This is a genomic window from Micromonospora palythoicola (genome assembly GCF_036689795.1).
In the GTDB taxonomy this organism is placed as follows: domain Bacteria; phylum Actinomycetota; class Actinomycetes; order Mycobacteriales; family Micromonosporaceae; genus Micromonospora; species Micromonospora palythoicola.
Genome location: NZ_JBAGKI010000111.1, coordinates 1 through 9,549, shown reverse-complemented (window position 1 = coordinate 9,549; position 9,549 = coordinate 1). Strand labels below are relative to the sequence as shown.

Here is a 9,549-nt window from a genome sequence, read left to right as displayed (position 1 = left end):
ACTCGTCCGCAGGGTCGAAGGTTCTCCGCGGCGCGGGCGCGGCAAACCTCCGGGGGCCGTGGTCGCGGCTGTGGTCACCTGCCGCGCGCGAGCCCGCCGACGGTGACCGGAGCGGGCACGGTCGGCGGGCAGCACGCCGGGGTCGCCGCGCCCGGTGACTCCTGTCGGGAGGACGGAGTACCGGTCGCGACGACCCCGGCGGGTCCGATGAGCGACGCCCTGCGCCGCCAAATCAACTGAAGATGCTGACCCCGCCCGGGCCGACGAGCAGCCCGACGACGATGAGGACGATGCCCCAGAGAATCTGCCGGCGGAACAACGCGAGGATGCCGGCGACCACCAGTACGACTGCGAGAATCCAGAGAATCAGCTCCATGGTTGCTGAATACCCCCGGCGGCGACTCCGGAAACCTCGCCTTGATCAAGGTGGTCGCCCAGGTGGAAGACGCTGTACGCCTGCTTGATCACCGGGTGGGCGACGTTGCGGACGCGTACCCCGCCCGGGGTGGTGCCCCGCTCGGTGCCGTGGTGGGCGTGCCCGTGCAGGGCGAGCGCGGTCGGCGCGGCGTCGATGGCCTGCCCGAGCTGGTAACAGCCGAGGAACGGGTAGATCTCCAACGGTTCGCCGGCCAGGGTGTCCGGCACCGGGGCGTAGTGGGTGAGGGCCACCAGCACGTCGCAGTCCAGCGAGCGCAGTGCCTCGCCCAGCCGATCGGCGCTCTCGGTCGTGGTGCGTACGAACGCCTTCATCTCCGGCTCGCCGAAGTCGCTGGCGCACCGGCCGGCGAAACCGCCACCGAAGCCCTTAACCCCGGCGACGCCGAGGCGGCCACCCGGGCAGTCCAGCACCACCCCGTCGCCCTCCAGGACGGTGATGCCCGCCTCCTCCAACGCCCCGACCACCTGGGGAACCTGGTCGCACTGATGATCGTGGTTGCCCAGCACGGCGATCACCGGTACGCCCAGGCCGCCGAACTCCCGGGCCACGCAGCGGGCTTCGGCCTCGGTGCCGTGCCGGGTCAGGTCGCCGGCGAGCAGCAGCGCGTCGACGTTGCCCGGTAGTTGCTCAAGTGCCGGCCGGAACCGGCCGACCACGTCCTCGTCCAGATGTACGTCGCCCACAGCGGCGATCCGGATAACCATCGAACCTCCCTCAGGGCAGTTGCTCGATCTCCGTGGGCGCCTGCGCGCGGACCACCCCGATGTCACTGGTGATCGGCACGTCCGGGAAGCGGTCGGCCACCCGGCGCAGGATCTCCTCCCGCCGGTGCGCGCTCTCGACCTCGCCGTGCAGCACGAGAGCGCGTTCGGTACGGACCACGGTGATTCCCTGTTCGGCGACGGCCGGATCCTCGGTCAGCAGCCGGTGGATCTCCGCCTCGACGTACTCGTCCGGCGGTCCGGCGCCGGAGTCGCGGTGCGCGGTCACGGTTTCCCCTTCCCGTCGGCCGTGCCGGAGTAGGGCACGACGTCCAGCCTGTCCAGCAGCACCAGGAACGACTCGGCGTACGGCGAGTGCTGCGTCTCCTTGCGTACCCGTTCCCAGTCGATCTGCTCGCGTAGCGAACGGGCCAGCGGCAACCCGCGGGCGAAGTCGCAGTAGTGCTGGGAGAAGCTGAGCAGTTTGTGCACCATCAGCTGGGTGGCCGACAGCACCGGCATGTGGATGGCGTCGACCGGGCGTACCACCGTGTCGGCGAAGGTCTCCTCGGTCACCGGCGTCTCGATCGGGCGGTGGATCAGGTCCACCATCCGGCCACCGTCGAAGACCTTCACCAACCAGTCCTCCGGTGGCCGCTCGGCGGTGAAACCGGCCTGCCCCAGCGCCTCCAGCGCGGGTTCGACGTCGGACTCGCGGATGAGGAAGTCGACGTCGTGCTCGCTGGAGTGTCCGCCGTGCGCGTACACGGCGAAGCTGCCGCCGAGCGCGAACGGGATCTCGGACTGCTTGAGCACGGCGGCGACCTTCTTGAGGGTGTGCAGGAGAGTCTCGTCGTCGCGCTCGGCCATCTCGCCTCTCCAGTCGACTCGTCGGGGGTGCCACCGGTGGGATCTCCGATCGGTACCCGGCATACCGGTCGCCCACACCTGCGCGGCGCGCGCAAGGGGATGAACAGGGCGCAAACCGGATCTATGGTGCGACCACTGTGCGCCTGTCGGATAGCCTTTCGAGGGTGGCCAGATCGACGGGAGCGCCCGATTCGACGGGAGTCCGCTGTGGCAGGGGGCGGCTCCGCACCATTGCCTTGATCGGCATCGACGGCTCGGGCAAGACCACCCAGGCGTACCGGCTGGCCGAGGCACTCACCGCGGCGGGGCATCCCGCCGCCTACCACCGCAACGCCGGCGGCCGGCGCTGGCTCGGCCGGGTGGCGCACCGGCTCGGTCGGCCGGATGCCCTGAGTCTCCTCGGCCGGGACGGAATGCTCCTGGTGGAGTCCGTGCTGCGCTGGCTGGCCATCGCGATGACCCTGCTCGGCGGCCTGTGTACCGGTCGGGTGGCCGTGATGGACCGCTACGCGGCCTGCCAGTACGCCAGCCTGCGGGCACACGGCGGGCACCGCTGGGAGCGGATGATCCGGGCCGCCTACCGACTCTTCCCCCGACCGCAGCTGACGTTCCTGCTGACCGTCGAGCCGACCGAGGCGTACCGGCGGATCGAGCGTCGGGGCACCGACCACGAGAGCCTGGGCTTTCTGGCCGCTGCCGACCTGGCCTACCGCACGCTGCCGGAGTATCCGACGTTCGTGCCGGTCGATGCGGCTCTCCCGGCCGAGGACCTGGCCCGGGAGATCCGCGAGCACCTGAACGCCTGGCTGGCGGCCGGGAACGAGCCGACCGCTACCGCGCCGGCAGGGGCGGCCACGCCGGTGACGGAACTGGTCCCGCTTCAGGCCCGTCCGTAGACCGGTACGGCGGCGCCGCTGGTGGGTGCCGACTCGTCCGAGGCGAGGAAGCGGATCACCGAGGCGATCTCGGCCGGGTCCACCCAACGGGTGTGATCGGCGTCCGGCATCGCGTCGCGGTTGGTCGGGGTGTCGATGACACTCGGCAGCACCGAGTTGCAGCGGACTCCGGCCGCCTTGTACTCCGTCGCGACCGCGGCGGCGAAGCCGAGCACCGCGGCCTTCGCGGTCACGTAGCCGGCGGCCCCGGGGAAGGGCGCGACCGCCGCCCGGGCCGCGACACAGACCACCGCGCCGCCGCCGGCGGCGACCAGGTGCGGCAGCGCGGCACGGGTGACCAGGTGGGTCGGGCGGAGATTGATGGTCAGCATCCGTTCGAAGTCCTCGATCGGCGTCTCGTGCACCAGGCCACCGCTGGCGTATCCGCCGACCAGGTTGACCACCGCGCGCAGCGGCGCCTCGGGATCGCCGGCCGCGACCTCGGCCGCCCGGGCGACGTCCCGCGGGTCGGTCAGGTCCGCGACGATCCGGACCGGAGCGTCGACCTCGGCTGCGTCCACCGGGTCCGGTCGTCGGCGCTGGGGCGCGACCACGCGCCACCCCGCCGCCGAGAAGGCGGCGCTGACCGCCGTGCCCAGCCCGCCCGTGGCACCGGTGACCAGTACGCTGCGATTCGCCATGGTCCGAGGTTAGTTGTGGTGGCCGGTCGGCGGGACCTGGGCCCCCACGGCCGCGCTGTCCGAACCGGAGACGCCGTCCGCCTGGCCGGTGACGTCCTCATCCGGGTGAACACGGGCCGCAGGTGGTGGGCCGGTGCGACGGGGATGCAGGCGGGCACGGCCCGGAATCCGTACCGATCGCGTCAGGAACGAGACAGCCGGCCGATACCCGCCGTCGTCGCGGGCATAGGACCGGCACGCGGATTGTTCATCAGGGCGTGGGGTATTACCACCGGCGTGGATGAACCGAGCGGTCCACGGACGCGTATCTGGCAGTGACCAGGATCGCAGCACGGTGGTGACCCGGGTCGCTGCGACCATCGGCCGGGCAGTGCTGCCATGGACCGGGACGGAGGGCGATCCGTCGATCCGTCGACCTCACGAGGTGCCTGCCGGCGAACAGCCAGGCAGGGTGCTGACAGCAAACATGGACGCTGCTCTCAGCGGATTATCAGGCATTCGTGACACTTTCGACCCACGACATGGAATCCCCGACACGTCTCATCTGTTGTGTAGATGTCAGCACCGATGGGCACAGCGGAGGTTACGGGGGAGGGCTGATGGGCGTGGGGATGGCAAGGAACCGGGCAACCGGCGCGAGCGAGGGGACCGTGGGCACCGTGGACAAGAACATCGGAATGCGAACTGACGAGGTCGCCGAGGAGCGCGACCTGGTCGGAGTCTACCTGCACGAGATCTCCCGGACGCCGCTGCTGGACGCCGCCAAGGAGGTCGATCTCTCCAAGGCGATCGAGGCCGGCCTCTACGCCGAGCACCTGATCGGCGAGGACCGCGTCCCCGACGGGGTCACCCGGGAGGAACTGGAGCGGCTGGTCGCCGACGGGGAACGGGCCAAGGACCTGTTCATCCGGGCGAATCTGCGGTTGGTCGTGTCGATCGCCCGACGCTACGTCCGCTCCGGCATGCCGATGCTGGATCTGATCCAGGAAGGCAACACCGGTCTGGTCCGGGCGGTCGAGAAGTTCGACTACGAACGCGGATACAAGTTCTCCACCTATGCGACGTGGTGGATCCGCCAGGCCATCAGCCGGGCGATCGCCCAGCAGGAACGCACCGTGCGGCTGCCGGTGCACCTGGTCGAGGACGTCAACCGGATGCGTAACGTGGCCCGGCAGCTCACCCGTGAGCTGGGCGGCGACCCGGAGCCGGAGCAGATCGCGGCGGCGCTGGGGGTCACCGTCGAGCGGGTCAACGAACTGGTCCGCTGGTCGCAGGACACCGTGTCGCTGGACACGCCGGTCGGCGACGACGGCGACACCAACCTCGGCGACCTGGTCGCCGACAGCGACGCTCCGTCCCCGGAGGAGATCGTGCTGACCGGGTTGGAGCGGCAGCGGATCGAAGGGCTGCTCAACCACCTGGACGACCGTTCGGCCGGCATCATGCGGGCCCGGTACGGGCTGGAGGACGGCCGTGAGCACTCGCTGACCGAGGTGGCCTCGCGGTTCTCCCTGTCCCGGGAGCGGATCCGGCAGTTGGAGATCCAGGCGCTCGGCCGGCTCCGCGAGCTGGCCCGGGCGGAGGGTCTGCAGGCGGCCTGAGCGGGAGACAATAACGGCGAACGGCCGGCGTCCGATAGGGGGACGCCGGCCGTTCGCCGGTCGTCGGCGGCCGGGGCGTCGCCGGATCGGCTCGTCGGGGCCGGTGGGTCAGCGCACCCGCCCGTAGCCGTACGGCGACATCAGGTCCACGGACCGCTTCTCCACGTTGCGGCCGAAGGTTGGTGCGTGGATGACCTGCCCGTCGCCGACGTAGATGGCGACGTGGCCGAGGCTGCGGTAGAAGACCAGATCGCCGGGGCGCAGCTCACCGCGACTGATGTGGGCCACCGCTCCCCACTGCATGCGGGTGTTGTGTGGCAGGGACCGGCCGGCCGCCCGCCAGGCGGCCGAGGTCAGCCCGGAGCAGTCGTAACTGCCCGGCCCGTCCTGTCCCCAGGCGTACGGCTTGCCCAGCGCGCCGTAGGCGTACCGGACGGCGACGCCGGCCTTGCCGGAGACGGCGGGTGCGTCCTGGGCACTGCTGGCCCGGTTCGTCGGTCGTTCGGTCGCCCGGCCGTACGCCTGCCGGCGCAGCTCGTAGAGCTTGGCGAGATCGCGCTCGATCCGCTTCTTCGCCGAGGACAGCTCGCGTGACTGCGCCGCCTGCCGGCTGAGCGTCACGTCGAGCCGGGTCTTCTCGTCGAGCAGCCGCCGTTGGTCGGCGGTGTAGCCGGCGATGGTGGTCTGCCGCTGCCGGGTCAGGTGGTCCAGCGTGCCGAGCCGGTCCAGTACCGCGGTGGAGTCACCGCCGTGCAGCAGCGCGTCGACGGTGCCCAGGGTGCCGGTCTTGTACGCGGTCACCGCCATCTCGCCGACGTCCGCGCGGCTCTGCTCCGCCTGCTGCTCCAGTGGGCCGATCCGGTCCTGCAACCGCTCCACCGCGGCACGGTTGTCCTTGATCTTCTCCCGCAGCTCGTTGTGGGCCTCCACCACGCGTTCCAACTCGACGGAGGCCTTCTCGATCCGCCGGGTGAGTTCGGCGGGGGAAGGCTCGGCCCGAGCCACCGTCGCCGGCATGAGCAGCGCCAGGGTGACGGCGGCGGCCGTCAGGGCGCGCAGCGTGTGCGTCAGGGACGACAAGAGCCCGAATGCTCCTCTCCCGGCGGCCGGCGCGGGCGGCTGAGGCTCCGCGACGGCGACGGCCCGGTGCCGTCCCGGTGGACGGCGGCCGGCCGGGCCGACCCGCCCAACCTAGTACGGGACGCCTGTCATCCGCAGAGAAAGTCGGGACCAATGGTGGTGCTGTGGCGGAGGACGCAGGCCACGACCAGCCCCAAGGCGGTTATCAGCGATATGTCGGACTGGTCGCTCCCGGCATATGACGTCGGATGCCGGGACGTTATGACCGACAAGCCGGACTTGCTGCGCTGTTTCCGGCACCACCTGTCCCTGGCAGGCCTCTGACCATCGCAAACGCCCGAGCCGGAGTGGCGCGGGCGGCCCACAATGAAGCGCGCGGCCGGGAATCCCGTCAACCGGTGTCGATGTCTCCGGCCGGTGGTGATCGACCCGGTGCCAGCCGTGGAAGGAGGGGTCGTGAATCCTGATGGCGCGACGACGCGACCGCCACGGACACCCCGAGGCGCCGGCACCGGGCCCACGTTGCTCTACGCCCGGCCCGGGATCATCGTCACGGTCGACCGGTTCACCGTCGGGCGCAGCAGTTGGCGCGTCGCCGAGCTGACCCATCTGCACAGCACCCGGGGGCCACACGACCGGGCGGCGACCCGGGCCGTGCTGACCTCGACGGTGGTGATCGGCGGGGTGGGACTGCTGCTCGGGTTCACCGGCGGGCTGCAACGGCTCACCGCCGGGGCGTACCTCCTGCTCGGTGCCGTGTTCCTCGTGCCGGTGCTGCTCGCGGTGGCGGGCGACCGCTGGCGCCCACCGGCGTACGAGCTGTGGGGTCGCCGGGCGGGCGGCGACGAGCTGTTGTTCAGCAGCGACGACGAGCATCAGTTCGGCCAGGTGAGCCGGGCGCTGCGCCGGGCCCGCGAGATGAACAGCTACGGCGGCTGGGAGGACCCGCTGGCGGGTACCGAACCGTGGCGACCGCGACGGTGAGGGCGGGTCGCTAGCCGGCGATCGGCTCGGGTGCCTGCTCGCGTTCCCGCTGCTCGGCGGTGACCAGCGCGCTCACCCGCCGCTCGGCCCAGAAGGAGACGAACGGTACGGTGCCGGCCAACATCACCAGGATCATCCGCTTGAGCGGCCAGTCGGCCCGCCGGGACAGGTCGAACGCGGCGACCAGGTACACCATGTAGAGGAAGCCGTGTACCTGGCCCACGGTTTCCACCACGACCGGGTTGTCAAAGCCGTACTTGAGCGGCATGCCGATCACGACCAGCAGGATCAGCACCACGCCGACGACCCAGGCGATCACGCGGTAGCGGGTGAGGGCAGCGCGCACTTCTCGTCCGTCCTTCCGGGCCCGGTTCAGCCGGGGTAGTCACCGGGCTTCGCGCCCGGATTGGCGTTCAACCATGACAGGTAGCGGTTGTAGGCGGTTAGCTCGGCGTCGTCCGCACCGGGCGCGGCGCCGACCCGGGCGACCCGCACCGGGCGACGGATGCCCGGCCGTGGCGGGCCGGCGTCGGATGCGGTGACACCGCCGGGTCCGGCGGACTCGCCCAGGTGATCGGCGGACGTCGGTGCGGCCGGGTCCCCGTTCGGCGGCGCGGCCGTTCGGCGGGTGTGGCGCACCTCGCGCCACCAGACGAAGACCACGAAGCCCGCGAAGATCGGCCACTCCACGGCGTAACCCCAGCTGATGGCGTTGCCCGCCGCCGCCCGGCTGACCTGCCACCAGCCGAGCCCGAGGAAGGTGGTCACCAGCACGACCATGGCCACGTGGCGAGCGATCCACGCCGGGGTCCAGAGCCGCTTCATGCCACGAGGGTACCGAAGCCGGCCGTCTTCTCCGACGCGGTGTCGTAGTGCCTCGTGGTTTGGCCACACCCGGGGTGGGCAACCGTACAGACGCCAGCCCAGGACGGACGAGGGGGCGAGATGACGGCATCGGGACGACCGGACGGATTTCCCACCGGCGGTACGGAGGTGAGCCCCGAGCAGCGGATTCCTGAGTGGGGCGACGATCGGACGCCGACGCCCGCGCCCGAGGCGGATCTGCTCGGCATCGATCCGGCGGAACTGGGCGAGGAGGATCTCATCCGGGAGATGCAGAGCCTGCACCGCACCCGACTGGACACGCTGCGCCACGCCACCGACTCGGCGCTCGCCAACCACCTGCGACGCACCGCCGAGCTGGAGACCGAGTACCTCGCCCGCCACCCGGGGCGTGAGGTCGACCCGAGCCGGCTGCGGGACGCGTGATGGCGGTCGCCGAGCGAGGGGTGTCCGCGCCTCCGGAGGTCGTGTTCAACACGGCCACCGATCCCGACCGGATCTCCTCCTGGCTGCCCGAGCCGTTGCTGTCGAACGACCCGGCCCAGGAGGGCGAGGCCGAGCAACTGCACGCCCGCTGGACCGCCCGAGGCACCGACTGGTCCGCCGACCTGCGGGTGGAGCCGGTGGACGCCGGTGGCTCCCGCCTCCGGTTGGAGATCGGCGGGGGTGGCGAGGACGTCGACCGGCTGGCGGACGAGGCACTTGACAGCCTGGCCCGCGAGGTGGCCGACAACCTGCAGGCCGGCTGATCCGAGCGGACCTGCCGCCGGACCGCGGCGGACTCGTAGCGTGACCCGAAGAGGAGGCCGGGTGAGCGATCTGAAGCAGAAGGTGGCGCGGTTGCGCCAGGCGTACGCACCGCACGAGCACCGCCCGCTGGGTGGTTACCTGGCGGCGATGGGCACCTACGCCGCGGTGACCGGTGCGATCGCCGGCCTGGTGCGGGTGACCGGGCGGACGGTGCCCGAGCGACCCAGCACGTCGGACGTGGTGCTGCTCGCCATCGCCACCCACAAGCTCAGTCGGCTGCTGTCCAAGGACGCGGTGACCAGTCCGTTGCGCGCGCCCTTCACGCGCTACGACCGGCCGATCGGCAGCGGCGAGGTGATGGAGCAGGTACGCGACTCGGGCAGTTCCACCCGCCACGCCATCGGCGAACTGCTCAGCTGCCCGTTCTGTCTGGCCGTGTGGGTGGCGACCGGTCTGACCGGCGGACTGGTGCTCGCGCCCCGGCTGACCCGGCTCGTCGCCACGGCGTTGACCGCGGTGGCCGCCTCCGACTTCCTGCAGATGGGGTACGCGGTCGCCCAGCAGGCGGCCGAGGGTGACGGCGGGGAGGACTGACGGACGGTAGGTAGCTACGACGAGGTCGGCCCGGGGTGCCCGGCCCACCACCGTGCGGGGGTTTCTGCGGCGGGCCCGCCGGTGAGCGCGGGAAGCCGGGCCCACCCCCGG

The 9,549-nt window shown here is 71.4% G+C and carries 14 protein-coding genes; 6 read left to right on the top strand and 8 right to left on the bottom strand.

The annotated features are described in order from the left end of the window. Positions 1 to 232: 232 nt before the first annotated feature. From V5O40_RS27300 to V5O40_RS27285, 4 genes are read right to left on the bottom strand one after another with little or no spacing between them, the layout of a single operon-like run. Positions 233 to 376 carry a GPGG-motif small membrane protein gene (locus tag V5O40_RS27300; protein WP_018786997.1) on the bottom strand — a complete coding sequence of 48 codons (144 nt, stop codon included), beginning with the start codon at positions 374 to 376 and terminating at the stop codon, positions 233 to 235. Then, the gene (locus V5O40_RS27295) at positions 367 to 1,143 is read right to left on the bottom strand and encodes a metallophosphoesterase family protein (RefSeq protein WP_332908117.1); all 777 of its coding nucleotides are present in this window, start codon (positions 1,141 to 1,143) and stop codon (positions 367 to 369) included. The genes V5O40_RS27300 and V5O40_RS27295 overlap by 10 nt, the downstream gene beginning before the upstream one ends. A 10-nt stretch (positions 1,144 to 1,153) precedes the next feature. Continuing rightward, positions 1,154 to 1,429: a hypothetical protein gene (locus V5O40_RS27290; RefSeq protein WP_332908116.1), complete on the bottom strand. Its 276-nt coding sequence runs from the start codon at positions 1,427 to 1,429 to the stop codon at positions 1,154 to 1,156. Further along, entirely contained in the window at positions 1,426 to 2,010 is a 585-nt protein-coding gene (locus V5O40_RS27285) for a nucleotidyltransferase (RefSeq protein WP_269737998.1), read from the bottom strand. The genes V5O40_RS27290 and V5O40_RS27285 overlap by 4 nt, the downstream gene beginning before the upstream one ends. A gap of 230 nt (positions 2,011 to 2,240) precedes the next feature. Between V5O40_RS27285 and V5O40_RS27280 the strand changes: the two genes are divergently transcribed. Further along, positions 2,241 to 2,906: a dTMP kinase gene (locus V5O40_RS27280; protein WP_332908118.1), complete on the top strand. Its 666-nt coding sequence runs from the start codon at positions 2,241 to 2,243 to the stop codon at positions 2,904 to 2,906. On the opposite strand, the gene V5O40_RS27275 is transcribed toward V5O40_RS27280, so the two are convergent. Then, positions 2,891 to 3,586 (bottom strand): SDR family NAD(P)-dependent oxidoreductase, encoded by a 696-nt coding sequence (locus V5O40_RS27275; protein ID WP_332908115.1) that lies wholly within the window; start codon positions 3,584 to 3,586, stop codon positions 2,891 to 2,893. The two genes, V5O40_RS27280 and V5O40_RS27275, sit on opposite strands and share 16 nt — an antisense overlap. Before the next feature lie 611 nt (positions 3,587 to 4,197). Between V5O40_RS27275 and V5O40_RS27270 the strand changes: the two genes are divergently transcribed. Beyond that, positions 4,198 to 5,187, top strand: a complete 990-nt coding sequence (locus tag V5O40_RS27270) for a sigma-70 family RNA polymerase sigma factor (RefSeq protein WP_269738705.1) — start codon at positions 4,198 to 4,200, stop codon at positions 5,185 to 5,187. 108 nt (positions 5,188 to 5,295) lie between these two features. On the opposite strand, the gene V5O40_RS27265 is transcribed toward V5O40_RS27270, so the two are convergent. Continuing rightward, positions 5,296 to 6,267, bottom strand: coding sequence for a C40 family peptidase (locus V5O40_RS27265; RefSeq protein WP_332908114.1), 972 nt, complete (start codon positions 6,265 to 6,267; stop codon positions 5,296 to 5,298). A gap of 456 nt (positions 6,268 to 6,723) precedes the next feature. Here V5O40_RS27265 and V5O40_RS27260 point away from each other — a divergent pair, with 456 nt between their 5' ends. Then, positions 6,724 to 7,251: a DUF6232 family protein gene (locus V5O40_RS27260; RefSeq protein ID WP_269737996.1), complete on the top strand. Its 528-nt coding sequence runs from the start codon at positions 6,724 to 6,726 to the stop codon at positions 7,249 to 7,251. Between the two features lie 10 nt (positions 7,252 to 7,261). Here V5O40_RS27260 and V5O40_RS27255 read toward each other — a convergent pair whose 3' ends face one another. Together V5O40_RS27255 and V5O40_RS27250 are read right to left on the bottom strand one after the other, a co-directional pair. Then, a complete protein-coding gene (locus V5O40_RS27255) occupies positions 7,262 to 7,597 on the bottom strand; it encodes a DUF3817 domain-containing protein (RefSeq protein WP_332908113.1) in 336 nt (111 codons plus the stop codon). A gap of 26 nt (positions 7,598 to 7,623) precedes the next feature. Beyond that, positions 7,624 to 8,076 (bottom strand): hypothetical protein, encoded by a 453-nt coding sequence (locus V5O40_RS27250; protein WP_332908112.1) that lies wholly within the window; start codon positions 8,074 to 8,076, stop codon positions 7,624 to 7,626. A 120-nt stretch (positions 8,077 to 8,196) separates the two neighbouring features. Between V5O40_RS27250 and V5O40_RS27245 the strand changes: the two genes are divergently transcribed. The 3 genes from V5O40_RS27245 to V5O40_RS27235 all read left to right on the top strand — a co-directional run bounded on the left by V5O40_RS27245 (position 8,197) and on the right by V5O40_RS27235 (position 9,438). Continuing rightward, positions 8,197 to 8,520, top strand: a complete 324-nt coding sequence (locus tag V5O40_RS27245; protein ID WP_164447571.1) for a DUF6158 family protein — start codon at positions 8,197 to 8,199, stop codon at positions 8,518 to 8,520. Beyond that, positions 8,520 to 8,843 carry an SRPBCC family protein gene (locus V5O40_RS27240; RefSeq protein WP_332908111.1) on the top strand — a complete coding sequence of 108 codons (324 nt, stop codon included), beginning with the start codon at positions 8,520 to 8,522 and terminating at the stop codon, positions 8,841 to 8,843. The genes V5O40_RS27245 and V5O40_RS27240 overlap by 1 nt, the downstream gene beginning before the upstream one ends. Before the next feature lie 61 nt (positions 8,844 to 8,904). Further along, positions 8,905 to 9,438, top strand: a complete 534-nt coding sequence (locus V5O40_RS27235; protein WP_332908110.1) for a DUF1360 domain-containing protein — start codon at positions 8,905 to 8,907, stop codon at positions 9,436 to 9,438. The last annotated feature ends 111 nt before the right edge of the window (positions 9,439 to 9,549 follow it).